Source organism: Sphingomonas sp. HITSZ_GF, from assembly GCF_029543155.1.
Classification (GTDB): Bacteria; Pseudomonadota; Alphaproteobacteria; order Sphingomonadales; family Sphingomonadaceae; genus Sphingomonas.
On record NZ_JARQXA010000006.1, the window covers coordinates 176,186 to 202,183 of the forward strand.

A 25,998-nucleotide genomic window follows, 5' to 3' on the forward strand; every position below is an offset into this window, starting at 1 on the left:
AGGGTCCGTACCATGGTACGGAGTCAAGCATGTCGCTTACGATCGGAAAATTGGCGGAGGCGGGCGGCGTCGGTGTCGAGACGGTGCGCTACTATCAGCGCCGCGGGCTGCTGAGCGAGCCGGCGCGCGGCTATGGTGCCGGCGTGCGTCGCTACGACGATGCCGACCTGCGCCGCCTGAAGTTCATCCGCTCGGCCCAGGCGGCGGGCTTCACGCTCGAGCAGATCGCCGAGCTGCTCGAGCTCGACGCGCGCGACGATCGCCCCCGTGCCCGCGCACTCGCCCGCGAGCAGATCGGCGTGCTCGACCGCAAGATCGCCGAGCTCACCGCCGCGCGCGATGCGCTCGGCAAGCTGGCGATGGAATGCGGCAAGGGCGGCAAGGGGCCGTGCCCGATCCTCGCGGCGTTCGAGGGGTAGTCCGGATCGATATCGGAACCGGGGAATGCCAAAGCTGCTCCCCGGCGAAGGCCGGGGCCCAGTTGCAATGTCGTTCGAGAGGTTGGACCGCCTAACCAAATACGTCGAGACTGGGCCCCGGCCTTCGCCGGGGAACCGAAATCTCCGTCGGTGGCTCAGCCCCCGATCAGGTCGATCTCCACGCGCCGGTTCATCGGCTCGCGCACATCGTCCCTGGTCGGCACCGCGGGTTTGGCTTCGCCATAGGCGATCACGGTGATCCGCGCTTCCAGCACGCCGTGGTCGCTCAGATAGCGCGCCACCGATGCCGCCATGCGCTGGCTCTTGGCGATGTTGTACTCCGTCGTGCCCGTGCGGTCGGTATGGCCCGAAAGCCGGGCCTGCATCTCGGGATGGGCGAGCATCGTCCGCACGATATAGTCGAGCGCCGGTGCCGCCTCGGGCGCGACCTCCACCGAATCGAGGCCGAAATAGACGGTCGAACGGCGCTGCACCTCCTGCGCCGGCGCCGCCATGATCAGGGCCGGGGCGATCAGCGCGGGGAGGAGCAGCCCGGCGAGCATCAGCTGTGCAGGAAGTGCATCACGTCGCCGTCCTTGACGACATAGGCCTTGCCTTCGGCGCGCAGCTTGCCCGCGTCGCGCGCGCCGGCCTCGCCCTTGAACTGGACATAGTCGTCGTACGCGATCGTCTCGGCGCGGATGAAGCCCTTCTCGAAGTCGCTGTGGATCACGCCGGCAGCGTTGGGCGCGGTGGCGCCTTCGTCCACCGTCCAGGCGCGCGCTTCCTTGGGGCCGACGGTGAAGAAGGTCAGCAGGTGGAGCAGCTTGTAGCCGGCGGTGATCACGCGGGCGAGGCCGGTCTCCTCCAGCCCCAGCTCGCTCAGGAACTCGCCGCGGTCCTCCTGCGGCATCGTCGCGATCTCGGCCTCGATCGCGGCGGAGACCACCACGGCCTCGGCGCCCTCGGCCTTGGCCTTTTCGAACACGCGCGCCGAGAAGGCGTTGCCGTTCGCCGCATCTTCCTCATTGACGTTGCAGACGTAGAGGACGGGCTTGGACGTGATCAGCTGCGCCTGCTTGAACACGCGCGCCTCGTCGGCATCCTTCGGCTCGGTCAGCCGGGCGGGCTTGCCGTCGCGCAGCAGGTCGAGCGCCTGGCCGAGCACGCTGGCGGCCACCTTCGATTCCTTGTCGCCCTGCGCGGCCTTCTTCTGGAGGTTGGGCACGCGCTTCTCGAGGCTCTCCAGGTCGGAGAGCATCAGCTCGGTTTCCACCGTCTCCGCATCGGCGATCGGATCGACCTTGTTGTCGACATGCTGGATGTCGTCATTCTCGAAGCAGCGCAGCACATGGACGATCGCGTCCACCTCGCGGATGTTGCCCAGGAACTGGTTGCCCAGCCCTTCGCCCTTGCTGGCGCCGCGCACCAGCCCAGCGATGTCGACGAAGCCGAGCTGCGTCTCGATGATCTTCTGCGAGCCGGCGATCTCGGCCAGCTTGTCCAGTCGCGCATCGGGCACCGCGACGTTGCCGACGTTCGGCTCGATCGTGCAGAACGGATAGTTCGCCGCCTGGGCCGCCGCCGTTTCGGTCAGTGCGTTGAAGAGCGTGGACTTGCCGACGTTCGGAAGGCCGACGATGCCGCAGCGGAAACCCATGTGAAAACTGCCTGTGCCAAATGGTTCTGGAAAAGGCGCCCGATAGAGGCAAAGTGCCGGCATTGCCAGCATGGGTTGCGGGAAGCTTGGATCGGTTCCGTCTCCGTCCTGGCCAAGGACGAAACGTTGCGATGCTTCGCTTCGACCACTAAGGCCCTCAAAGCGCCGCATTGGGCCAAGATCAACTTGGTCTCACGCGGCTTGACTGGGGGCCGTTCATCTGGGGTACAGGGGCGGCAGGCCCTTTCGGTGCCCGCGTGTTTTTGAGGAGCAGGGAATGATTCGCCGTCACATGTTCATGAGCGCGCTCGCCGCGACGTTCGCCCTGTCGGGCTGCGGTGGCGGAGACGACGATTCCGCGACCGCCACGCCGACCGCGACGCCGACGCCGACGCCGACCGCGTCGCCGACCTACGCTTCGCTGCCGCTCACCGCGGCGACCGAGTTCTACACTTTCAACGCCACCACCAGCTACACCGGCGATCCGGCGACCAGCGCCGTCACCCTCGGCGCCGCCAGCACCGAGACGCTGTCGACTCGCGTGAAGCTCGCCACCGATACGGCGATCGCCACCGGCACCTATGTGATGGACGAGAGCACCGAGGAGTCGCGCTTCTGCGTGCCGACCGGCCAGACCTGCACCTCGACGCTCGTCGCCAATGCGATCCCGGCGAACCAGGAGTTCATCTTCCGCACCGACGATACGACCACCGCGGGCAAGTTCGCCCAGGCCGAGTTCCTCAACAACGTCGTCACCGCGGTTTCGAGCACCGGCGTCGGGCCGACCAGCAACACCGCGCTGGCGCTCAGCCGCGTCAGCTATGCCAATTGGTGGCGCGGCGATTCGACCGCGGGCCAGAAGCGCCTGACCTACACCACCTGGGGCTATGCGACGACCTATGCCGACATGCCGACCACCGGCACCGTCGCCTACAGCACGCTCACGGTCACCGGTCGCCTGGTCAGCACCGTCGGCACCACCACCACGATCAACAAGGTAATCGGCACGGTGACGATGAGCGTCAACTTCGCCACCGGCCAGGTCGATTCGGTCCTGACGCTGTCGACCATCCCGGCGGGCGGCGGCGCTGCGGTTGCCTATGGCACCTTCGGCGTCACCGGCGCGATCCCGGTCGGCCAGAACCAGTGGACCGGCAGCTTCACCACCGGCAGCCCGCTCTCGGGCACGCTGGTCGGCGGCTTCTTCGGCTCGCAGGGCGAGCAGGTCGGCACCGTCTTCTCGGCCTCGGGCACCTTCGGCGGCGCCCAGCAGCGCCTGATCGGCGTGATCGTCGGCAAGAAGTAAGCGCCAGCGCTTCGCAAATACGAGAAGGGGCTCCGGTTCGCCGGGGCCCTTTTTCTTTGCCTCGGGCAGATCTCGCGCCGGTCTCCTGTGAATTCAGCAATGGGACACTGGCCGAAATTCGGTCAGCCAATTGCCGATTGTCGCGACTGCCGGCGATTTTGTCCCGATCGCCCCCTATTTTTCGCGCAATCCCGCCCGGTATCCCCGCCCGACATCAAAGGTGCGGAGAAGGACGAGCATGCGCAGGTTCGGGGCGGGGACGAAGGTTAAGTTGCTGAGCACGGTCCTGCTCGCCGCCCTCGGAGGGTGCGGCGGCGGCAGTGGCGGGGGCGACAGCGGCGGCGTGGTCAGCGTGCCCGCGCCGGCGCCGACCCCTACGCCGGTGCCGACTCCCACGCCCAGCTCGACTCCCACGCCCGCGCCCACCGGTGCCACGATCCAGCCGCTCGGCACGCCGCGGATCATCGTGTCGGACGGGCCGACGATCACCAACCTCAAGAACCAGCTCAGCGCCAACGCGCCCGCCGCCACGCGCTTCAAGCAGTCGGTCGATCTCCAGGTCGCCAACAGCAATATCTACGGCATGGAAGCCTGGCACGTCGCGCTGATGGGCCAGGTCACCGGCCAGGCGAACTACTGCACCTATGCCGTCGCCAAGACCGATGCCTATGTCGCCAGCGAGGAAGCGCTGATCGCGGCCAACAAGACGCCGGTCGTCGCCGGCGACAGCTATCTCGAGGTCGGCGGCTATGTCGGCAACCTCGCCATGGTCTATGACTGGTGCCGCGGCAGCATGACCGCCGCGCAGCGCACGCGCTGGAAGGATTTCGGCAACCAGGCGGTGTGGAACGTCTGGAACCCCGCCCAGGCCAAATGGGGCGGGCGCACCGTGCCCTGGTCGGGCTGGTCGGTCGATAATCCGAGCAACAATTACTATTACTCGTTCCTCAAGGCGACGATGCTGCTCGGCCTCGCCACCTACGGCGAGAACGACATGGCGGGCGGCTGGCTCACCCAGTTCCGCACCACCAAGATCGAGAACCAGCTGCTGCCGGTGTTCAACGCCGACCTCACCGGCGGCGGCTCGCGCGAGGGCACCGGCTACGGCGTGGCGATGCGCGACCTGTTCCAGCTCTATGACTGGTGGGAACGCTCGACCGGCGAGAACCTCGCCGGCCGCACCCCGCACACGCTCGCCTCGCTGCCCTGGATGGTCCACGCGATCGTCCCCACGCTCGATCGGATCACGCCCACCGGCGACCATGCCCGCGATTCGAAGGCTTTGCTGTTCGACTATCACCGCGACTATCTGCAGAAGCTGGCGACGCTCTATCCCGACGAGCGCATCTCGGGCGTGGTCAAGACGCTGCTCGGCCAGTCCTCGGTCAAGGAGATGAGCCAGCATTTCATGCGCTATTCGGACTATCTCTACGGCCTGGTCGCGATCACCCCGCGCCCGCTGACCGAGCTGTCCACCGCCTATTGGGGCTCGGGCACCGGCAGCTTCTCGATGCGCACCGACTGGACCACCAGCGCCGCCTACGCCAACTTCATCTGCGGCCCCTATACCGAGAGCCACGCGCATCAGGATCGCGGCAGCTTCGTCCTCTTCAAGGGCAACTGGCTGGCCTATGACGCCAATATCGACAGCCATTCGGGCCTGTCGCAGGACCAGAAATACCACAACACCGCGCGCTTCGAGACGAGCGGCGGCACCGCGATCGGCCAGGCGTTCAACGCCAGCTGCGCCATGGCCGCGCTCGCCAACACCGCCAACTGGGCCTATGCGCTCGCCGACCTCACCCCGATGTACAAGAGCGGCGTGACCAAGTCGGAGCGCGAGTTCGTCTTCGTCAAGCCGGCGACCTTCGTCGTCTATGACCGCGCCCGCACCACCGATGCCAATGCGCGGCGGATCTTCACGATGAACTTCCCCAAGGCGCCGACGATCGCGGGCAACCTGACCAGCCTCGTCATCGGCGCGAGCCGCTTCGACATGCTGCGCATCGTCCCCGCTACCGGCACGCCGACGACGACCCTGTGGAAGAGCGCCAACGCCACCGATTTCGCGACCAGCACCGCGGCGCGCGTCGACCTTGCGGAAGCGGGGGCGGGCGGCAGCTCGGAATTCCTCCACGTCATCGGGCTCGACGGCGCCGTGGCGCAGGCGGTCGCCGCGAACGCCGCGGGCCAGACCGGCACCGCGATCACCCTGGCGGACGGCCGCGTGGTGACGCTGCGCTTCAACCAGAACAGCCGCGGCGGCACGATCGAGATCAAGTCCGCCGGCGGCGCCGTCCTCGAATCGCGGGCGCTGCCGACGGGTGTGGAGGCGCCGCCGATCTACGCGAACTGAGAGCGCCTCCGGGGCCCGGTTCGCCGGGCCCTTGGAACCTTTTCGCAGGCATAGGGCTTTAACTCCTCCAGGGCGTCGCGCATCGGCGCGCCAAGGGGGGTTGATGACCATGCCGCATCGCGGCCCGCAACTGGTGTCGCTGCAAGCTGCCTCCGCCATCCATGGGCGGGAGGAGTGCGATATCGATCTGCTCCACCGCATCAGCGTCGCGCTGATCGGCGAGCAGGACCGCTTCGAGCTGTATGACAAGATCGTCGAAGCGGCGGTGACGATCACCGGGTCGCAGTTCGGCACGATGCAGCTGCTCTGCCCGGTCAACGATCCTTCGGGCCATGGCGGCGAGCTCCAGCTCCTCGCGCATCGCGGCCTTTCGCCCGAAGCCGTGGGCTTCTGGCAATGGGTCAGCCCGCGCGCCTATAGCAGCTGCACATTGGCGCTGAAGCTTGGCCAGCGCGCGATCGTCCCCGATTTCGAGCAGTGGGACGATATTGCCGGCACGGCCGATCTCGATGCCTTTCGCGATGCCGGCATCCGTTCGGCACAGACGACTCCGCTGCTTTCCCGCTCGGGCAAGCTGCTCGGCATGATCTCGACCCATTGGGACCGGCCGCATCACCCCTCTGACCGCGACCTGCGCCTGCTCGACATCGTCGCCCGCCAGGCGGCCGATCTGCTCGAGCGCACGATCGCCGAAGAGGCGCTGCGCCAGCTCAACGAGACGCTGGAAGTCCGGGTCGAGGAGCGTTCGCGCGAGCTGATGGCGTCGGAAGAGCAGATCCGCCAGTTGCAGAAGATGGAGGCGATCGGCCAGCTGACCGGCGGGGTCGCGCACGACTTCAACAACCTGCTGACCATCATCCGCTCTTCGGCCGAGCTGCTGGCGCGCCGCGAGCTGCCGCGGCCCAAGCAGAGGAAATATATCGATGCGATCGCGGAAACCGCTGATCGCGCCGCCAAGCTGACCAGCCAGCTCCTCGCCTTTGCCCGCCGCCAGGCGCTGCGGCCCGAAGTGTTCAATGCCGCGGCGAAGGTCGAAAGCGTCGCGGACATGCTGCGCACCGTGGTCGGCGCGCGCATCGCGCTCGTCGTCGATCCGATCTGCGGGGCCAGCTTCGTCGAAGTGGACGCGAGCCAGTTCGAGACCGCGCTGATCAACATGGCGGTCAATGCCCGCGACGCGATGAGCGGCGAAGGGCGCATCACCATTGCGATCGAGGCGGCCGGCGCCGTCCCCGCGCGGCGCGGCCATGCCGCCGCCCGGGGCGACTTCGTCAAGATATCGGTGAGCGACACCGGCTCGGGCATGCCCGCCGAGCAGCTCGAGCATATCTTCGAGCCCTTCTTCACCACCAAGGAAGTCGGCAAGGGCACCGGGCTCGGCCTCAGCCAGGTCTATGGCTTCACCAAGCAGTCCGGCGGCGAGATCGACGTGGAGAGCCGGGTGGGCGAGGGCACGACCTTCAGCCTCTATCTCCCCCGCACCGCCGCGCCCGATGCGTCGGCGACCGTCGCTTCGCCCGAGACGGTCGTTGCCACCGAGGCGAGCATCCTGATCGTCGAGGACAATGACCAGGTCGGCGAGTTCGCCGCGCAGCTGCTCGGCGATCTCGGTTTCACCACGCGCCGCGCCGCCAATGCGCGCGAGGCGATCGCGGTGCTGGAGCGCGAGCATGCCGATATCGACATCGTCTTCTCCGATGTGATCATGCCGGGCATCGACGGAGTCGAGCTCGGCCGGCAGATCCGCGCGCGCTGGCCCGATCTCGCCGTGGTGCTCACCAGTGGCTACAGCCATGTGCTCGCCGACGACACGCGCCACGGCTTCGCCCTGCTGCACAAGCCCTATTCGGTCGACGAGCTTTCCCGCATGCTGCGCGATACCCGCCGCGTCGCACGGCATTGACCGGCCTCGATCCGCTCAATCCTGCAGCCGCAGCGCCACGTCGCTCATGAACCGCGCGTCGTCCCCCGCGGCCAGCCAGGGCGCCTCGGCGGCGATCGCGCCCAGCATGTCGGCCAGCGGGTCCAGCTCGCTCTTGGCGTAGTTGCCCAGCACATAGCCGTGCACCCGGTCCTTGTGCCCGGGGTGGCCGATGCCGATCCGCACGCGGCGGAAGTCCGGCCCCAGATGCTTGTCGGTCGAGCGCAGGCCGTTGTGCCCCGCCGTGCCGCCGCCGCGCTTCACCTTCACCTTCATCGGCACCAGGTCGAGCTCGTCGTGGAACAGCGTCACGTCCTCGGGCGCCAGCTTGTAGAAGTCCATCGCCGCGCGCACCGATCGGCCGCTCTCGTTCATGAACGTGCCCGGCTTGAGCAGGATCACCTTCTCGGTGCCGATCCGCCCTTCGCGCGTCCAGCCCTGGAACTGCTTCTTCTCGGGCGTGAAGCCATAGGTCTCGGCAATGGCGTCCACCGCCATGAAGCCCACATTGTGCCGGTGCATCGCATATTGCGGGCCCGGATTGCCCAGGCCGACCCAGAGCTGCATCGCATTTCCTGCCAAAACGAAAATCGCCTCCGCACCTAGGGCGCGGAGGCGATTTTTTGAACCGTGAAGTTCGAGGCGGCGATTACTCGCCGGCTTCCTCGCCCTCGCCCTCGGCTGCCTCGCCGGCGGCCTCGGTCTGGGTCGTGTCGCCTTCGCTCGACTTGAGCGCCGACGGCGCCACGATCGTCGCGACGGTGAAGTCGCGGTCGGTGATCGCCGAGGTCGCGCCCTTCGGCAGGGTCACTGCCGAGATGTGCAGCGAATCGCCGACTTCGAGGCCCTTGAGCGAGATGGTGATCTCGCTGGGGATCTCGGCGGCGTCGACCACCAGGTCGAGCTCGTGACGGACGATGTTGAGGACGCCGCCGCGCTTGATGCCGGGGGCCAGCTCTTCATCGGTGAAGACGATCGGCACGTTCACGTGCACGGTGGCGTGCTCGCTGATGCGCAGGAAGTCGGCATGGACCGGGCGGTCGGTGACGGGGTCGAAAGCCACGTCCTTGGGCAGGGTGCGCTCACCATCGATCATGACGACCGAGTTGAAGAAGTGCCCGGTCATCAGCAGACGATAGAGCTCGCGCTCCTCGACGTGGATGCTCTTCGGATCCTGCTTGTTGCCGTAGATCACGGCGGGGACGCGGCCATTACGACGAAGCTCGCGGGAGGCTCCCTTGCCAACCTGCTCGCGCGTCTCGGCCGACAGCGTAAGCGTATCGCTCATGTGTCGTTCCAATCAGCTAAAGTTAGTTCGATCCGGCCAGGCCTCCAGGGATGACCCTGGCACGGAAGGCGCGCGCATAGCGGAGGGGGCGGGGGAAAGCAAGCCAATCAAATCCTCCCCCGGAGGGGGAGGGGCATCGCTCCAGCCGTCATCCCCGCGAAGGCGGGGATCCATTGACGCTGCCGTAGCGATTTATCACCAGCAACTGCGAATAATGGATTCCCGCCTTCGCGGGAATGACGACTTGGTATTCCCTGAAGCTTACCCCAGCGCCACCAGCACCGCCTCCAGCTTCTCGAAGCTCTGGCTCCACCCCTCGCGCATGCCCGCCAGCGCCGGCAGCAATTCCTCGCTCGCCTGCAACACCGATGTTGTCATGCGCATATGCGTGCCTTCGGGCACGTCGCTGAAGACCATGGTGGTGCGGTGCTCGATCCCCCAGCTGCCGTCCGCGCCACGGAAAGCGCGAAGAACCATGACCAGAGTGTCTGGACGGTCGACCACTTCATACTCGCCATGGACCTCGTTGATGCCGAAGGGCTCGGGCCCGCGCATGTCGAGGCGGATCCGGCCGCCCGGCCGCGCCTCGCTCTCGGCGAAGGGCACGTCGAACCCGTGCGGTCCCCACCAGCGGGCGAGATGCTCGGCCCTGGTCATGCAGTCGAACACCAGCTCGCGCGGCGCCTTGAAGGTGCGGTCGATCGTCACTTCATAGCCGACGCCGAGTTCGGTCGTGCTCATGCTTCCTCTCCATTCCGTTGCAATTCAGCGAGATAGGCGTCCAGGCCGTCGAACTTGGCGTCCCAGAAGCGGCGATATTCGGCGATCCACTCGCTCGCTGCCTTGAGCGCGGCGGGCTCCAACTTCGCGGGGCGCTGCTGCGCCACGCGGCTGCGCGAGATCAGCCCGGCATGTTCGAGCACCTTGAGATGCTTGGTCACCGCGGGTCCGCTCATCGCGAAGGGCTGGGCGATCTCGCCGACATTCGCCTCGCCCAGCGCCAGCCGCGCCAGGATCGCGCGGCGGGTGGGATCGGCCAGGGCAGCGAAGGTGGTGCTGAGCGCGTCCATATCTAACCAATCAGTTATTTAACTGAGTAGTTATATAATGGGTGGCGCGATGTCAATCCGGTGTAACTTTCGCCGACGTCGGTGTTCGGAGTTGCACGACTTCCGTCATCCCGGCGAAAGCCGGGATCTCAGGCGAAGGCGCGATACGGCATGAGATCCCGGCTTTCGCCGGGATGACGGTCAATACTGCACCCGCTCCACCTGGAGCCCGCGCTTGGCCAGCTCGTTCTGCAGGCTGGTATTCCCCGCCAGGTGCCCGGCGCCCACCGCGACGAACACGGTGCCAGGTCGTTGCATTCGCCGGGAAATCCACTCGGCCCAGTTGCGATTGCGGCGGACGAGCAGCGCCTCGGTGACTTCGGGCGAGCTGGTCGCATCCTCGTTGACCAGCCGGGCCAGCCCGTCGGCATCGCCCTTGCGCCAGGCGGCCACGGCCTGGTCGATCTTGCTGCCGGCATTGGGCAGCTCGTCGATCGTCTCGATCAGCAGCTTGCGCTGGGCGGGGAGGGGCAGGGCGTCGAAATAGCCGAGCTGCTGGCGGGCAGTCTCCAGCCCCTCGATCTTCTTGCCCTGCGCCTTGGCGGCGGCGGTGAGGATCGGCTCGGCGCCCTGCTTGTCGTCATAGCCGAGCTGGCGCAGCGGCAGCACCGACAGCATCGTCGCGGCCAGCCAGGGATCGCTGTTGTCGAGCGCATCGGGGGAAAGGCCATATTCGGGCAAGGCAGCGCGCATCTTGGCGGCCTCCACCGGGGGCAGTTCGTCGGGCAGCGGGGTGCCGGGGGCATGCGTGCCCAGCTCGGCGACGATCTGCTGCATCTCGGCATCGGGCGGCATCACCAGCTCGAGCACCAGCGTGTCGGCGGCATCGAAGGCGGCCTTCACCCCGCCGTCGAACCAGCTGAGGCCGGGCTTGAGCACATGGACGGTGCCGAACAGATAGAGGGTGGTGTCGGCGTCCTTCACCACCCAGAGCGCCGGATCGGCGGCGGTGTCCGAGGGCGCTTTTCCGCCGCAGCCCCACAGTGCGAGGGCGAGGATCACGGGCAGCAGGCGGCGGATCACTGGACGCGCTCGACCTTCAGGCCGCGCTTGCCGAGCAGCTCGATCACCGATCCGGCGCCCACGAAATGCCCGGCGCCGGCGGCGAACAGCGTGGTGCCCTTGCGCACCTTCAGGCGGGCGATCAGGCTGTCGACCCAGGCGGAATTGCGCTCGGCGAGGAGCGGATCGTTGATGGCGCCGGCGGGATCGAAGGCGTTGGCCTGGATCACCAGCGGCGAATCGGGGCCCACTTCGCCGCGGGCAAAGGCATGCGCCACCGCATCCAGCTCATCATGCGTGCGCGCCGGCGAGAGGATCGCCGATTCGAGCATCAGCCGCTGCGCCTCCTCGGGCACCTCGCCGATATTGCGCATCACCTGGTCGCTGTCCTCGATTGCTTCCACCGGGCGGCCGGTAGCGCGGAACTGCTTCTCCAGCCAGTCGTCGGCGCCCTGGCTCGGCATGTCGCCGGCGATCAGGTCCTTGATATAGCCGATGCCCATCGCGGCGACCCAGCTCGGCATCTTGTCCATCTGCGCCACCAGCTCGGCGGGCAGCACGCCCTGCATCGCGGCCAGCCGGGCGCGGCTGCGGTGCGAAACGCGCTCGATCAGCGGCGGCAGGCTGGCATCGGTGGGTAGCCCGCCCATGAAGTCGGTCGTCGAGGTCGCATCGTCGTCGGTCGATTCGAGCAGCAGCGTGTCGGCGCGGACGATCACGCCCTCCAGCCCCGGATTGCGCCAGCGAAAGCCGGGCGGCAGGCTGTGGACGGTGCCGAAGAGGTAGATGGTGGTATCCGCGTCCGCGATCTTCCAGATCGCCGGGCGCACCTCATAGGGCTGTGAGGCGGCGACGCGCGCCTTCTCCTTCTTCAGCCGCTCGGCAAATTCGGCATCGCCCGGCGCCAGCACCCGCGCGCCGCCCAGGCTCAGCTGCTCGTCCGGGGCGGTGGCGGCATAGGGCAGGCGGGGGTGCAGCCCGGGCACGCCCTGCGCCACCGCGGCGCCGGCAAGTGCCAGTCCGATCGCCGCGATGCCCAGCCCGAGTCTGCTCATGGCGTTGAGGAGAGCTTAACCCCCAATCCAAGTCAACGGCGGTGCGGCATTGACCGCCCCCGGAGGACACGCCAAAGCGCAGGGCACTATGGCAGAGCCTCTCAGCTTCCAGCGCATGATCCTCACGCTCCATGACTATTGGGCGGAGAAGGGCTGCGTGATCCTCCAGCCCTATGACATGCGCATGGGCGCGGGCACCTTCCACCCGGCGACGACGCTGCGCGCCCTCGGCCCCGAGCCGTGGAACGCCGCCTTCGTCCAGCCCTGCCGCCGCCCGACCGACGGCCGCTATGGCGAGAACCCGAACCGGCTCCAGCACTACTACCAGTATCAGGTGATCCTGAAGCCGAGCCCGGGCGACCTGCAGAACCTCTATCTCGGCTCGCTCGCCGCGATCGGCATCGATTTCACCCGCCACGACATCCGCTTCGTCGAGGACGATTGGGAATCGCCGACGCTCGGCGCCTGGGGCCTGGGCTGGGAAGTCTGGTGCGACGGCATGGAAGTCACCCAGTTCACCTATTTCCAGCAGATGGGCGGCTTCGACTGCAAGCCCGTCGCCGGCGAGCTCACCTACGGGCTCGAGCGGCTGGCGATGTACATCCAGAACAAGGACAGCGTGTACGATCTCGCCTTCAACGATTCCGGCGTGACCTATGGCGACGTGTTTCTCGAGAACGAGAAGCAGATGTCGAAGTACAACTTCGAAGTCGCCGACACCGAGACGCTGTTCGAGGGCTTCCGCAAGGCGATGGCCGAATGCGAGAACTGCCTGACCAACAATGTGCCCATCGCCGCCTATGAGCAGGCGATCGAGGCCAGCCACCTGTTCAACCTGCTCCAGGCCCGCGGCGTGATCTCGGTCGCCGAGCGCCAGGCCTATATCGGCCGCGTCCGCGACCTCGCCAAGGGCAGCTGCGAAGCGTGGATCGCGCACATGACGCCCGCCTGGAATGCCAAGTATCCGGAGTGGACGGTATGAGCGCGCATCCCCGTCATTCCCGCGCAGGCGGGAATCCATTCTTCCTGAACCCGGTTCTCGATCCGCGACGGCAGCGCCAATGGATCCCCGCCTGCGCGGGGATGACGATGAAAGAAGTGTCCCGTGGCTGAAGACTTTCTCCTCGAACTCCGCTCGGAGGAAATCCCGGCGCGCATGCAGGAAAAGGCGCGCGCCGATCTTGCGTCGCTGTTCGAGACTCGCCTCAAGGCGCTCAACCTGCCGTTCGAAAGCATCGAGAGCTACGCCACACCGCGCCGCCTCGCACTGATCGTGCGCGGTGTCGCGGCTACGACCGATGCCGCCAGCGAGGAGCGCAAGGGCCCCCGCGCCGATGCCCCGGCCCAGGCGATCGAGGGCTTCCTGCGCTCGACCGGCCTCAGCCGCGAGCAGCTCGTCGAGCGCGACGACGGCAAGGGCAACAAGGTCCTCTTCGCAGTGATCGACCGCCCCGGCATCGTCGCCGGATCGGTGCTCGCCAGCGCGATCAGCCATGTCATCACCGCCTTCCCCTGGCCCAAGTCGATGCGCTGGGGCGCGGCCTCGGAGACCACCGAGAGCCTGCGCTGGGTGCGCCCGCTCCAGGGCATCATCGCTTTGCTCGGCGACAAGCTGGTGCCGGTCGAAGTCGCGGGCGTTAAGAGCGCCTCGGTCACCGTCGGCCACCGCTTCCACCATCCCGGCGGGATCACGATCGGCTCGGCCAGTGATTACATCGAGAAGCTGCGCGCCTGCCATGTGATCGTCGACGGTGCCGAGCGCCGCGCGATCATCGCGGTCGGCGCCAAGATGGCTGCGCAAAAGGCGGGCCTGACGCTGATCGAGGATGAGGGGCTACTCTACGAGAATGCCGGCCTCACCGAATGGCCGATGCCTTTGCTCGGCCGCTTCGACGAAGCGTTCCTCGACGTGCCGCCCGAGGTGATCCAGCTCACCGCGCGCGTGAACCAGAAGTATTTCGTCTGCCGCGACGGCGCGGGCAAGCTCGCCAACGCGTTCGTCTGCGTCGCGAATATCGACGCAGCGGATGGCGGCGAGAAGATCGTCGAGGGCAACCAGAAGGTCCTTGCGGCCCGCCTCTCGGACGCGCGCTTCTTCTACGAGACCGATCTCAAGACCCGGCTCGAAGACCTGACGCCCAAGCTCGAGAAGATCGTCTTCCATGAGAAGCTGGGCACGGTCGCCGACAAGGTCGAGCGCGTCGCCAAGCTGGCCCGCTGGCTGGTTGAAAACAACATCGTCACCCCGGCGAAAGCCGGGGTCTCAGGCGAAGGCGCGGGGCAGGAGCCGCACGAGATCCCGGCTTCCGCCGGGATGACGGAATTGGCCGACCAGGCCGAGCGCGCCGCGCGCCTCGCCAAGGCCGATCTCGTCACCGGCATGGTTGGCGAGTTCCCCGAGCTCCAGGGCCTGATGGGCGGTTATTACGCCGCCGCGCAGGGCGAGCCCGCCGCCGTCGCCGAGGCGGTACGCGATCACTACAAGCCGGTCGGCCAGGGCGATGATGTCCCGACTGCGCCGGTGACGGTCGCTGTGGCACTGGCGGATAAGCTGGATACGATCGTTGGCTTCTTTGTGGCTGATGAGATCCCGACCGGATCAAAGGACCCCTTTGCCCTTCGCCGAGCGGTCTTGGGGGTGCTGTCGTTTATCGAATTGCCGCTACGGATGAATCTAAATAGCGTTCTTCGCCAGGCGTCAGAACCGCATATCCGCCATTTGCTTCCGGGCGAACTATTTGCAGAACATGTTTCGGCATTTCTCAACAGTTTCTCTTGGGATGTGGAAGCGGACAAGAAATACGATCGAACGCCAATGGATGGGACCGGCCCGAACGGGTGGGCCCGCGCGGCAATTGCAACGGGTATCCGGAGGCTGCCTGCCTTCTTCGCCGATCGCCTCAAGGTCCAGCAGAAGGAAGCCGGCGTTCGCCACGATCTGATCGACGCGGTGTTCGCATTGGGCGGCGAGGACGATCTCGTCCGGCTGCTCGCGCGGGTGAAGGCGCTGCAGTCCTTCGTCACCTCGGAAGACGGCAAGAACCTGCTCGCCGGCTACAAGCGCGCCGCCAATATCCTCAAGAAGGAGGAATACACGCCGGGCGAGGTCGCTGACAACGAGATCTACGAAGCCGAGCCCGCCGAAGCCGCGCTGCGCGAGGCGCTCGACGCCGCCGAGCCCAAGGCGGAAGCGGCGCTCGAGGCCGAGGATTTCGAGGCTGCGATGGCCGCGCTCGCCTCGCTCCGCGCGCCGATCGACAAGTTCTTCGACGATGTCACCGTGGTCGATCCCGACGCGTTCAAGCGCGAGATGCGGCTTGGCCTGCTCGCCCGCATCCGCGACGCAGTGAACAACGTCGCGGACTTCTCGAAGATCGAGGGCTGATACCCCGGTTCCCCGGCGAAAGCCGGGGCCCAGGGTTTCTCTGCCGTATCGCTCTGTTGCCCTGGGCCCCGGCTTTCGCCGGGGAACAGTAACGGAGGCCCTGTGCGCCAGCTAAATATAAGATTTATCTGTAGTAATCGGTGTCACCGCGACTTGTCCCCAGCCAAAGCAAATCTTGCCCTCTGACAACGTAGTCAGCGGCTTTCGTACCGTTCGCACCTGCGGTAGGCGGCCCCAACGCAAGAAGGGCTTTGCATGACGCAATATGTGTACCGCTTCGGCGGCGGTGTGTCGGACGGGGGCAAGGGCGATAAGAACCTGCTCGGTGGCAAGGGGGCCAATCTCGACGGTATGGCCTCGATCGGCCTGCCGGTGCCTCCCGGTTTCACGATCAGCACGCCGATGTGCGCGGTCTATTACGAGCAGGGCGGGGTCTTTCCCGACAGCGTGAAGGCGGAGGTCGCAAACGGCATCGCCCATATCGAGGGGATCACCGGCAAGAAATTCGGCGATGCCTCGGATCCGCTGCTCGTCTCGGTCCGCTCCGGCGCGCGCGCGTCGATGCCCGGCATGATGGACACGGTGCTCAATCTCGGCCTCAACGACACCACCGTCGTCGGCCTCGCCACGATCAGCGGCGACGAGCGCTTCGCCTGGGACAGCTATCGCCGCTTCATCCAGATGTATTCGGATGTGGTGCTCGAGCTCGATCATGGCCGCTTCGAGGAAGCGCTCGAGATCGCCAAGGAAGACCGCGGCTACAGCCTCGACACCGAGCTTTCGGCCAAGGACTGGCAGGCGCTGGTCGCCGAGTACAAGTCGATCGTGCAGGAGCTGTGGGGCAAGCCCTTCCCGCAGGACGTGCACGACCAGCTCTGGGGCGCGATCGGCGCGGTGTTCGGCTCGTGGCAGTCCGAGCGCGCCAAGGTCTATCGCCGCCTCAACGATATCCCCGGTGACTGGGGCACCGCGGTCAACGTCCAGGCGATGGTGTTCGGCAATATGGGCGACACCTCGGCGACCGGCGTGGCGTTCACCCGCGATCCCTCGACGGGTGAAAACGCGTACTATGGCGAGTTCCTGATCAACGCGCAGGGCGAGGACGTCGTCGCCGGCATCCGCACGCCGCAATATCTGACCAGGGCCGCCCGCGAGAAGGCCGGCGCCAAGCCCGCCTCGATGGAAGAGGCGATGCCCGAGGTCTATGCGCAGCTCGCCGGCGTGTTCGAGACGCTCGAGAAGCACTATCGCGACATGCAGGACATCGAGTTCACCGTCGAACGCGGCAAGCTCTGGATGCTGCAGACCCGCTCGGGCAAGCGCACCGCCAAGGCCGCGCTCAAGATCGCGGTCGACATGGCGAGCGAAGGGCTGATCAGCCAGGACGAGGCGATCCTGCGCGTCGATCCCGCCGCGCTCGACCAGCTGCTCCACCCGACGCTCGATCCCAAGGCGCCGCGCGACGTGCTGACCAAGGGCCTGCCTGCCTCGCCCGGCGCCGCCTCGGGCATCGCGGTGTTCGACAGCGACACCGCCGAGAAGCGCGCCAATGCGGGCGACGCGGTGATCCTGATCCGCGTCGAGACGTCGCCGGAAGACATTCACGGCATGCATGCCGCCAAGGGCATCCTCACCGCGCGCGGCGGCATGACCAGCCACGCCGCGGTGGTCGCGCGCGGCATGGGCCGGCCCTGCGTCTCGGGCGCGGGCAGCCTGGCGATCAACGCGCGCGAGAAGTTGCTGCGTGTCGGCAGCCGCGAAGTGCGCGAAGGCGATCTCGTCACGATCGACGGCGCCACCGGCGAAGTGATGCTTGGCGCGGTGCCGACGGTGCAGCCCGAGCTGGCCGGCGATTTCGGCACGCTGATGGTCTGGGCCGATGCCAAGCGCCGCCTCAAGGTGCGCACCAATGCCGAGACCCCGCTCGATTGCCGCACCGCGCGCGATTTCGGCGCCGAGGGCATCGGGCTGTGCCGCACCGAGCACATGTTCTTCGAGCCGTCGCGCGTCACCGCGGTGCGCCAGATGATCCTCGCCAATGACGAGGCCGGCCGCCGCACCGCGCTCGACCGGCTGCTGCCGGAGCAGCGCAGCGACTTCATCGAGATCTTCGAGGTGATGGCAGGGCTGCCCTGCACGATCCGCCTGCTCGATCCGCCGCTGCACGAGTTCCTCCCGCACGAGGAAAGCGAGTTCGCCGAAGTCGCGGCGGCGGCGTGTCTCGACGTCGAGACGCTCAAGCGGCGCGCCGCCGAGCTGCACGAGTTCAATCCGATGCTCGGTCATCGCGGTTGCCGTCTCGGCGTGACCTATCCCGAGATCTACGAGATGCAGGCGCGCGCGATCTTCGAGGCCGCCGTGGCGGTCGCGGAGAAGTCGGGCGAGGCGCCGATCCCCGAGGTGATGATCCCGCTGGTCGCCACCGCCAAGGAGCTCAGCCTGATGAAGGCCGTGGTCGACAAGGCGGCCGAGGCGGTGTTCGCCGAGAAGGGCCGGCGGATCGACTATCTGGTCGGCACGATGATCGAGCTGCCGCGCGCGGCACTGCGTGCGGGCGAGATCGCCGAGGTCGGCGCCTTCTTCTCGTTCGGCACCAACGACCTGACCCAGACCACGCTCGGCGTCTCGCGCGACGATGCGGCGAAGTTCCTCACCACCTATGTGGAGAAGGGGATCTACGCCAAGGATCCGTTCGTCAGCCTCGATGTCGAGGGTGTCGGCGAGCTGATCGCCATCGCCGCCGAACGCGGCCGCAAGACCCGGCCCGATATCAAGCTCGGCATCTGCGGCGAGCATGGCGGCGATCCGGCCAGCATCGCCTTCTGCGAAGAGACCAGGCTCGATTACGTCTCGGCCTCGCCCTACCGCGTGCCGATCGCGCGGCTGGCGGCGGCACAGGCGGCGCTCAAGGCTTGATCCTCGGCATCGCCCTCGCGCTGGCAGGCCAGGCGGTGCCGGACTGGCGCCCGATCGGCTATCTGGGCGAGGGCGATGCGGAGACGGTCGCCTATGTCGATGCCGCGGGCATCGCCAGCCCCGATCCGAACACGCGCGAGGCGACGGTCCTCACCGTCTATTTCTGGAAGCAGTATGATGCCGAAGAGCGCGCCTATGACGTGGTGCGCACGCGCTGGCGGATCGATTGCGCGGCCAGGACAGGGCAGGCCGTCACCGCGACCGCGATGCTCGGCAATCGCGATATTGCCGCGCTGAAGGTCGAAGCGGGCATCGAGCCCTTCGAAGGCGATCATCCCTTTGCCCGTGTGGCGCAGCTTGCCTGCGGAGACGACCAGACCGCGGTGCGCAGCAAGGTCACCGGCAATCTCCTGCTCGACGCCGCCGAGCGCTTCGGCTGGCAGGCGCTGGCCCGCGAGAGCATGACCAAGGCGAACTGGCACCGCGTCGATGCGACGATCATCGGCGGCAAGCGGCTCGCGCTGTTCCTCGATCGCGACTCGGTCGTCCGCCAGCCCGATGGCCGCTATCTCGTCATGACGATGCAGGTCGACGAAGGCGTCAGCACCGCGCAGCGGTTCAACTATGCCACGCTGATCGATTGCACCGCCAGGCTGCGCATCAACGTCTATTCGGAATATTACCGCACCGACGGCACCTATGTCGGCAAGGTGATCCCGCGCAATCCGAACCAGCCGCTTTCCGGGCGGTTCGTCGGCTATCTCGCGCCGCCGGTCTGCTCGGGCGACTGGAGCAAGACGCGCGCCTTTGCCGGCACCGCCGCCGAAATCGCCGCCTCAGCCGCGGCGCTCGAACCCGAACCCGAGGCTAACTGAACTTCTCGGCATGCGCGCGCTCGTTGCCGGCGCGCAGCAGCGCGGCCTGCTCGCGCCAGCCCTGCTCGCCGATCGTGCCCGCGGGCACGTCGAGCCGCTGCTCGAGCGCGGCCTCGTCATCGGGCGCCAGCTTCTCGATCTCGCGATAGGTCTTGATGCCCAGCTCGTTGAGCCGCTTCTCGCGCGCCTCGTCGATGCCCCTGATGCGGGCAAGATTGTCACGCCCCCAGCCGAACCAGCCGCGCCAGGCGCCGCCGGGCGTGTCCTCGGTAGCCGGCGCCGGGGCAGGGGCCTGGGTGCGCAGCATCTTCAGCTCGCCTTCCAGCGCGCGGATGCGGTGCTCGGCCTCGTCGCGGTAGCGCGCATGCTCGAGCTCTTCGTCCTGATAGCGCTCGCGCCACTTGGCGCCGCCGGACCGGCTCGCCAGCCCCAGGAACCAGCCGCCGACGAGCGTCAGCCCCAGGCCGGCGAGCTGCGTCGCGGTTTCGAACGGAAGCGCCATGGCCGGCGGGCCCTAGTGGGCGTGCTCGGGATGCGCCGACGCGTCCTGCGTTTCCGCGTGCGGTGCCTCGGCAGGGGCAGGCTCGGCATGCACAGCTTCGGCCGGAGCCGGCGTGTCATGATGCGCGTCCACCGCGTGCGTCACTGCGGCACCCGCCACGGCACCGGCGACTGCGGCGGCCGCCACCGTCGCGCTCGAATGGCCCTCCGGCTCGGCGGGGGCGGGCGCAGGCGCGCCGGCCTTCAGCTTGGCATTCTCGGCTTCCAGGTCGCGGATGCGGCGGCTGGCGTCGCGCAGGTCGCTCTCGGCGCGATCGCGATAGCCGGCATTCTCCATGTCCTGCTCGGCATAGCGCTCGCGCCACTTGCGGCCGCCCGAATGGCTGGCCAGCCCCAGGAACCAGCCGGCGATCAGCGTCAGGCCCAGGCCTGCGAACTGCGTGATCGTCTGGAACGGCAAATCATGCATCGAGTCGACCTCCCCATCGTCTGGCGGGAAGCTAACCCGCCAGGAGAGGCCGCGCCACCGGAAATGGTTACTTGATCAGCGCGTCGTTGATCGAGCAGGCCGCCGGGCCGAGAATGACGATGAACAGCACCGGCAGGATGAACAGGATCAGCGGCACGGTCATGATCGCGGGCAGGCGGGCTGCCTTTTCCTCGGCGCGCATCATCCGCTCGTTGCGGAACTCGGCCGAGAGCACGCGCAGTGCCGAAGCGAGCGGGGTGCCGTATTTCTCGGTCTGGATCATGGTGGTGACGACGCCGCGGATCGCATCCAGGTCGATGCGCTCGGCGAGGTTCTCGAAGGCCTGGCGGCGATCGCTCAGGAAGCCCAGCTCGATCGCGGTCAGCTGGAATTCCTCGCCCAGCTCGGGATAGGCCTTGCTCAGCTCCTTGGAGACGCGGGCAAAGGCGGCGTCGACGGTGAGTCCCGCTTCGGCACAGATCACCAGCAGGTCGAGCGCGTCGGGCAGGCCCTTGCGGATCGCGTGGCTGCGCTTCTGGATCTTGTTCTTCAGATAGAGGTCGGGCGCCTTGTAGCCGAGGATGAAGGTGCCCGCGACCAGACCATAGGCCTTGAGCGGGCTCCAGTCGGCGAACATCTCGGTGCCATAGACCATGTAGAGCATCGGCACGCCGAGCGCGATCGGCAGCACCAGCCGGCCGAAGATCACGGCGACGGCGAATTCCTTGCGGCGGATGCCGGCCTGGAGCAGCTTGGTCTGCGCCTGCTTGACCTGGCTGTCCTGCAGCACCTTCATCGAGGAAAGCAGCGAGCGGATCCGGTCGGTGGTCTCGCTCTTCTGGACCAGCTTGGCGCGCCGCTTCGAGGTCGAGGCGGTGATGCCTGCCTTCAGCTGCTCGCGGCGCTCGTTGAGCGATTTGACGCGCTTGGCCATCGGGTCGCGCACGGTGGTGGCGGCGTAGATCGCCAGCAGCACGGCGAATGCGGCAACGGCCGAGAGGATCGTCGCGACCCAGAGGACGTCGACACCCATCAGCGTAGGACCGGAAGCGGGAGCGTTCATCGCATCAGATCTCGAAATTGACCATCTTGGCCATGATGAAGGCGCCCAGGCCCATCCAGATCAGCCCGCCGCCGCCGGCGATCATCAGGCGCTGATCCTGGAAGAAGTTCATCATGTAGTTGTTGTTGATGAACCAGACGAGGCCGAACACGATGAAGGGCAGCGCGCCGACGATCAGCGCCGAAGCCTTGGATTCCGACGACATCGCCTTGATCTTGAGCTTCATCTGCGCGCGCTTGCGCAGCACATCGGCCAGGTTCGCCAGCGTCTCGGCCAGGTTGCCGCCGGTCTCGCGCTGGATCTGGATGGTGATGGTGAAGAACTGGAATTCGGGCGTGCCCAGCCGGTCCGCAGTCTCCTGCAGCGCGGCGTCGAGCGACTTGCCGATCTTCATCTTGTCGCTCACCGCGCGGAATTCCTCGCCCACCGGGCCGTCGATCTCGGCGCCGACCACGCCGATCGTCTCGGTGATCGGCAGACCCGAGCGCAGGCCGCGGACGAGCAGCTCGATCGCATCGGGGAACTTGGCGGTGAACTTGGCGATGCGGCGCTTGATGAAGAAGCCGACGATGAAATGCGGCAGGCCGATGCCGACGAACGCGCCGAAGGCGAGCCCGAGCAGGATCGGCAGGCCCTGCAGGATCATCAGCACGGCCGGCACCAGGACCAGCCCGGCCGAAATCATCACGTAGCGGCCCAGCGTCCAGTTCTTGCCGGTCATGTTCAGGCGCTTCTGGAGCAGCGCCGGATTGGGCAGGAACCGCGCAGCGGTCATGTCCATCTTGGTCGCGCGGGCAGTGGCGACGCGGCGGAGCTGCGCTTCCATCGCGTTGGTGCCTGCGGCGCTGACGACGTGGCGTTCGCGCAGCGTCTTCACGCGACGCGCGCCGGCGCGCTCGGCCGACGGGCCTGCAAAGGCCAGCCCGAGCATCATGAGCACCAGGAAGGCGCCCCCTCCCATCATCAATACCGGCAGCATATCCACGCCGCACCGTCTCCGAATTCGAGGTCCTTGCGCAGCCTAGCCGCGCAATGGTTACTTCTTTGCCTTGCTCGGGATCTTGACCTTGAGCTTGTCGAGCAGCGAGCCGCCGCCGCCGGCCTTGGCCGCCTTGCCGCTCTTGCCCTTGGGCGCGGTTTCCTCGGCGCCCGAATCGGCGATCGCGGCGATGCGCTGGGCGAGGTCGCCGAGCGCGGACAGGCCCTTGTTGCCCTTGCCGACTTCGGCGAGCGGCTTGCCGAGCTTGGCCGATTGCGAGGCCAGCTTGGCGTCATAGCTCAGCAGGAAGTCGATCTTGCGCTCGATCGAGCCTTCGAAGTCCTTGCGGCTGATCTCGAGCACTGCCGCCTGCTGGATCTTGTTGGCGACGACGATCACCTGCGTCTGCGGCGCGTTCGACTTGAACCAGCTGAGGATGCGGATCGCGTCGCGGGCCGCGGCCAGGGTCAGCTCGGTCACGAGCACGGCGACCTGCACGTCGGTGATCAGGTGCGGATGGTTGACCAGCATCGAGCGCGGCAGATCGACCACGGTGCACTCGAAGGCGGTGCGGATCTCCTCTTGCAGCTGATAGAAGGCCGCGCCATCCGTCATGATCGGCGAGTTGATCGGCGCTTCGGCGCTGAGCACGGCGAGCCGGTCGGACGCGCGCACCATCGCGCGCTCGATGAACAGCCCGTCGATGCGGCTCGGATTCTCGATCGCGTCGGTCAGGCCGCGGCCCGGCTCGAGGTCGAGCGCCAGCGCGCCGGTGCCGAAATGCACGTCGAGGTCGAGCAGCGCCGTGGTGCGGCCCTGCTTCTCGCCCATCAGCCAGGCGAGCGAGGTCGCCACGGTCGAGGCGCCGGCGCCGCCGCGCGTGCCGATCACCGCCACCGCGCAATGCGCATGCTCGGCGGTGGCTTCGGCCAGCTTCGGCGCGTTGAGCGCGGTCTGCGCCTGCGCGAAGGCATCGCGGATCGCGTCCGGGTTCAGCGGCTTGAGCAGATAGTCGTGGATGCCGCTCGCGACGAGGTCGCGATAGAGGCGCACGTCGTTGACCTGGCCCGACGCGATCACGACCGTGCCCGGCTCGCAGACTTCGGCGAGCGCGTTGATGTCGTTCAGCGGGTCGCCGCTCTCGGAGAGATCGACGAACAGGATGTTCGGGCTCGCCGAGACCGAGAGGGTCTGGACCGCGTTGCGCAGGCCGCCCTTGTTGACCTTTTCCGGGCTCCAGCCGAGCTCGACGGCGATCGGGCGGAGGACTTCCGCCGTCGTCTCGTCGCAGACAAAGGCCACGAACGGATCGCGATGCCCGGTGCGGGCGGGATTGAAGGGCGCGTTCACTTCGGGGCCTCCGCATTGACCTTGGTGCCGCCGGCGCCCGAGGGGGCTGCCGAACGATAGGCGCCGATCGCCTTGGCGTTGGTCTGCTGGTCCGCCGTGGGCGAGCCGGCCGCGCCGCGGACGAGATCGGCCGGATCGGCGATCATCGCGGCAAGGTTGCTGTTGGTGGCGCAACCATAGTTGGAGCTGGTGCTCGCCTCGAACGTGTATTCGGCAGCGCGCGAATGATCGGGGCAGCCCGGCACGCCGGCGGTCATGCGGGTGACCACGACGCGGATCGTGCCCGGTGCGATCTGGCCGGCGGTGACCGGCGCGCGATCGGCGAGCATCAGGCCGTAGCGGCCGGCCTCGGCCGCGACTTCGTCGCGGGCGGTGGTGCCGGCAGCGCCGTCGTCGATCGCGACGCGGTCGCCGTAGCGCAGGCCCATGGCCGACATCCAGCCGGCCAGGCGCTGGTTCTCGCCCGCCGCCAGGCCATAGCCCGTGGTCTGCAGGTCGAGGACATAGTCGGCACGCTGGACGATCGGCTGGTGGGCCGATTCGACGCCGCCATTATAGGTGCCGCAGCCGGCGAGCAGCAGCGCCGGGACGAGCAGGGGAGTGAAGCGCGGAAGCACAGGCGGTCTCCTCGTCAGACGATCAGTTGCCGAAGCCGGGGGCCGCCGAGCCGCCCTTCTTCGTCTTGCGGTTGTTCTGGCTGGGCAGCGCCTGGACGGGCGCGGCATTCTGCGGCGTGGTCGGGGCCGGGGCGAAGGCGCCCACCGAAGGCTGGCCGTTCGCCGGCGCCATGCTCGGCTTCGGACGATCGCCGCCGTCACCGCCCTGGAGCTGGCCAAGGAAGACGCGGCCGAAGTCGTTCGGCGCCTTGTAGCCGTCGGTCGGCAGCACGATCTGGTTCGCGTTCACCGGCTTCACCAGATAGGGCGTGATCACGATCACCAGCTCGGTCTCGTTGCGCTGGAAGCCGTTCGAGCGGAACAGCGCGCCGAGGATCGGCACGTCGCCCAGGCCCGGCGTCTTGGTGATCGAGTTGTTCTGCGAATTCTGCAGCAGCCCGCCGATCACCATGCTCTCGCCCGAGCCGAGCTCGACCGTGGTCTCGCTGCGGCGCGTGCTGAGCGCCGGGATGGTGACGCCGTTGAGCTGCACCGCGCCGGCCGAAGTCAGCTGCGACACTTCCGGGCGCACGCGCAGCGAGATGCGGCCGTCCGAAAGCACCGTCGGCGTGAAGGCCAGGCTGATGCCGTACTGCTTGTATTCCACCGTGGTGGTGCCCAGGCCCTGTGCGATCGGGATCGGGATCTCGCCACCGGCCAGGAAGTTCGCGGTCTCGCCCGAAAGCGCGGTCAGGTTCGGATTGGCCAGCGTGGTCACCTGGCCGATCGTCTCGCCGACGTCGATCGCGGAGAGGATGTCGAGGCCGAACAGCTTGCCGGCCAGGCCGAAGGTGGCGTTGTCCGATCCGCGCGTGATGTCGGCGATGCCCGAGGCGCGCGGATTGACGAACTGGCCGGTGACCGGGTCATAGGCGCCGGTCACGGTGGCGCCGTTGATCACCTTGGTCGCGGTCGGATACTGGGCCAGCGCCGAATCGGTGTACGATCCCGGGTTGCGGCCCTGGGCCAGGCCGAACTGGAAGCCGCCGGTCGAATCCTTGGTGGTGACGTTCACGCCGATATTCTTGACGAAGCTGCGGCTCACTTCCGCGAACTTCACCTGCAGCTGCACCTGCAGCGGCGTGGCGGTCTTCAGGCGGTTGATCACGGCGATCTTGAGCTGCGCCGAGGCGTCGTTGACGTTGACGCCCGGGTTGAGCAGCCCGGTGACCAGGCGCTGCGCCTGCTCGCTGTCTTGCGGCGACTTCACTGTGCCGTTGAGCACGGCGATCTGGCCGACCGTGGTCACCTGGACGTCGGCATCGGGCATCGCGACCTTGAGCATGCGGTCGATCGAGGTGATGTTCTGCGCCACGCGGACATTGGTGGCGAACACCACCTGGCCCGAAGCGGTCGCGGCGAACACCGTCGCCTCGCCGAATTCCTTGCCGAACAGGTGGATCTGGCGCGGATTGTTCACATAGACGTCGGCCACGGTCGGGTTCGACGTCCACACGCTGGCGACGTTGGACGGCAGCGTGACGAGCTCGCCCTGGCCGATCGACAGCAGGATCTCGCTGGTCGGGCGCTGGGTGCCCGCAGGCAGCGGCGCCACGCCCACCGTGGTGCGCTGCTGGGCGGCACGCTTGGGCTTCGCGGTCTGGGCATGGCCGGCGACCGGCGCGCCGACCAGTGCGGTCGACACGGCGCAGGCCAGCGCGCGCTTGAGGAGGAGCATGCGGTTCATC

23 protein-coding genes are annotated in these 25,998 nt (G+C 67.4%); 8 read left to right on the forward strand and 15 right to left on the reverse strand.

Annotation, left to right across the window (positions count from 1 at the left end; translation table 11 throughout):
• The first annotated feature begins 29 nt into the window (after positions 1–29).
• Positions 30–419: a MerR family transcriptional regulator gene (locus tag P6144_RS17495; protein WP_277769099.1), complete on the forward strand. Its 390-nt coding sequence runs from the start codon at positions 30–32 to the stop codon at positions 417–419.
• 155 nt (positions 420–574) lie between these two features.
• Here P6144_RS17495 and P6144_RS17500 read toward each other — a convergent pair whose 3' ends face one another.
• Complete coding sequence (locus P6144_RS17500; RefSeq protein ID WP_277769100.1) at positions 575–982, reverse strand: OmpA family protein; 408 nt, start codon at positions 980–982, stop codon at positions 575–577.
• Positions 982–2,079 (reverse strand): redox-regulated ATPase YchF, encoded by a 1,098-nt coding sequence (ychF, locus tag P6144_RS17505; RefSeq protein WP_277769101.1) that lies wholly within the window; start codon positions 2,077–2,079, stop codon positions 982–984. The genes P6144_RS17500 and ychF overlap by 1 nt, the downstream gene beginning before the upstream one ends.
• Positions 2,080–2,356: 277 nt before the next feature.
• Between ychF and P6144_RS17510 the strand changes: the two genes are divergently transcribed.
• From P6144_RS17510 to P6144_RS17520, 3 genes are all read left to right on the forward strand, one after another.
• Positions 2,357–3,385 (forward strand): transferrin-binding protein-like solute binding protein, encoded by a 1,029-nt coding sequence (locus tag P6144_RS17510; protein ID WP_277769102.1) that lies wholly within the window; start codon positions 2,357–2,359, stop codon positions 3,383–3,385.
• Positions 3,386–3,656: 271 nt separating this feature from the next.
• Positions 3,657–5,741 carry a hypothetical protein gene (locus tag P6144_RS17515; RefSeq protein ID WP_277769103.1) on the forward strand — a complete coding sequence of 695 codons (2,085 nt, stop codon included), beginning with the start codon at positions 3,657–3,659 and terminating at the stop codon, positions 5,739–5,741.
• 103 nt (positions 5,742–5,844) lie between these two features.
• Positions 5,845–7,644 (forward strand): ATP-binding protein, encoded by a 1,800-nt coding sequence (locus P6144_RS17520; RefSeq protein ID WP_277769104.1) that lies wholly within the window; start codon positions 5,845–5,847, stop codon positions 7,642–7,644.
• A 15-nt stretch (positions 7,645–7,659) separates the two neighbouring features.
• On the opposite strand, the gene pth is transcribed toward P6144_RS17520, so the two are convergent.
• From pth to P6144_RS17550, 6 genes are all read right to left on the reverse strand, one after another.
• Positions 7,660–8,229 (reverse strand): aminoacyl-tRNA hydrolase, encoded by a 570-nt coding sequence (gene pth, locus P6144_RS17525; protein WP_277769105.1) that lies wholly within the window; start codon positions 8,227–8,229, stop codon positions 7,660–7,662.
• 82 nt (positions 8,230–8,311) lie between these two features.
• Complete coding sequence (locus P6144_RS17530; RefSeq protein WP_277769106.1) at positions 8,312–8,950, reverse strand: 50S ribosomal protein L25/general stress protein Ctc; 639 nt, start codon at positions 8,948–8,950, stop codon at positions 8,312–8,314.
• A 261-nt stretch (positions 8,951–9,211) separates the two neighbouring features.
• Entirely contained in the window at positions 9,212–9,691 is a 480-nt protein-coding gene (locus tag P6144_RS17535) for an SRPBCC domain-containing protein (protein WP_277769107.1), read from the reverse strand.
• Positions 9,688–10,020 carry a metalloregulator ArsR/SmtB family transcription factor gene (locus P6144_RS17540; protein WP_277769108.1) on the reverse strand — a complete coding sequence of 111 codons (333 nt, stop codon included), beginning with the start codon at positions 10,018–10,020 and terminating at the stop codon, positions 9,688–9,690. Before P6144_RS17540 ends, P6144_RS17535 begins: the two co-directional genes overlap by 4 nt.
• Positions 10,021–10,200: 180 nt before the next feature.
• Positions 10,201–11,082 carry a TraB/GumN family protein gene (locus P6144_RS17545; RefSeq protein ID WP_277769109.1) on the reverse strand — a complete coding sequence of 294 codons (882 nt, stop codon included), beginning with the start codon at positions 11,080–11,082 and terminating at the stop codon, positions 10,201–10,203.
• The gene (locus tag P6144_RS17550) at positions 11,079–12,116 is read right to left on the reverse strand and encodes a TraB/GumN family protein (protein ID WP_277769110.1); all 1,038 of its coding nucleotides are present in this window, start codon (positions 12,114–12,116) and stop codon (positions 11,079–11,081) included. Before P6144_RS17550 ends, P6144_RS17545 begins: the two co-directional genes overlap by 4 nt.
• Positions 12,117–12,204: 88 nt before the next feature.
• On the opposite strand from P6144_RS17550, the gene P6144_RS17555 reads away from it, so the two are divergent.
• From P6144_RS17555 to P6144_RS17570, 4 genes are all read left to right on the forward strand, one after another.
• On the forward strand, positions 12,205–13,098 hold the full coding sequence (locus P6144_RS17555; RefSeq protein WP_277769111.1) for a glycine--tRNA ligase subunit alpha: 894 nt from the start codon (positions 12,205–12,207) through the stop codon (positions 13,096–13,098).
• A gap of 123 nt (positions 13,099–13,221) precedes the next feature.
• Positions 13,222–15,501: a glycine--tRNA ligase subunit beta gene (gene glyS, locus P6144_RS17560; protein WP_277769112.1), complete on the forward strand. Its 2,280-nt coding sequence runs from the start codon at positions 13,222–13,224 to the stop codon at positions 15,499–15,501.
• Between the two features lie 255 nt (positions 15,502–15,756).
• A complete protein-coding gene (gene ppdK / locus P6144_RS17565) occupies positions 15,757–18,417 on the forward strand; it encodes a pyruvate, phosphate dikinase (protein WP_277769113.1) in 2,661 nt (886 codons plus the stop codon).
• Positions 18,414–19,292 (forward strand): surface-adhesin E family protein, encoded by an 879-nt coding sequence (locus tag P6144_RS17570; protein WP_277769114.1) that lies wholly within the window; start codon positions 18,414–18,416, stop codon positions 19,290–19,292. Before ppdK ends, P6144_RS17570 begins: the two co-directional genes overlap by 4 nt.
• On the opposite strand, the gene P6144_RS17575 is transcribed toward P6144_RS17570, so the two are convergent.
• The 7 genes from P6144_RS17575 to P6144_RS17605 all read right to left on the reverse strand — a co-directional run bounded on the left by P6144_RS17575 (position 19,285) and on the right by P6144_RS17605 (position 25,997).
• Entirely contained in the window at positions 19,285–19,794 is a 510-nt protein-coding gene (locus tag P6144_RS17575; RefSeq protein WP_277769115.1) for a hypothetical protein, read from the reverse strand. The genes P6144_RS17570 and P6144_RS17575 overlap by 8 nt on opposite strands.
• A gap of 12 nt (positions 19,795–19,806) precedes the next feature.
• Positions 19,807–20,262 carry a hypothetical protein gene (locus P6144_RS17580; protein WP_277769116.1) on the reverse strand — a complete coding sequence of 152 codons (456 nt, stop codon included), beginning with the start codon at positions 20,260–20,262 and terminating at the stop codon, positions 19,807–19,809.
• Between the two features lie 67 nt (positions 20,263–20,329).
• Positions 20,330–21,325: a type II secretion system F family protein gene (locus tag P6144_RS17585; protein ID WP_277769117.1), complete on the reverse strand. Its 996-nt coding sequence runs from the start codon at positions 21,323–21,325 to the stop codon at positions 20,330–20,332.
• Between the two features lie 4 nt (positions 21,326–21,329).
• The gene (locus P6144_RS17590) at positions 21,330–22,310 is read right to left on the reverse strand and encodes a type II secretion system F family protein (protein WP_277769118.1); all 981 of its coding nucleotides are present in this window, start codon (positions 22,308–22,310) and stop codon (positions 21,330–21,332) included.
• Positions 22,311–22,361: 51 nt separating this feature from the next.
• On the reverse strand, positions 22,362–23,654 hold the full coding sequence (locus P6144_RS17595) for a pilus assembly protein CpaE (protein ID WP_277769119.1): 1,293 nt from the start codon (positions 23,652–23,654) through the stop codon (positions 22,362–22,364).
• Complete coding sequence (locus P6144_RS17600; RefSeq protein ID WP_277769120.1) at positions 23,651–24,271, reverse strand: CpaD family pilus assembly lipoprotein; 621 nt, start codon at positions 24,269–24,271, stop codon at positions 23,651–23,653. Before P6144_RS17600 ends, P6144_RS17595 begins: the two co-directional genes overlap by 4 nt.
• 22 nt (positions 24,272–24,293) lie before the next feature.
• Entirely contained in the window at positions 24,294–25,997 is a 1,704-nt protein-coding gene (locus tag P6144_RS17605; protein WP_277769121.1) for a type II and III secretion system protein family protein, read from the reverse strand.
• Position 25,998 lies beyond the last annotated feature (1 nt).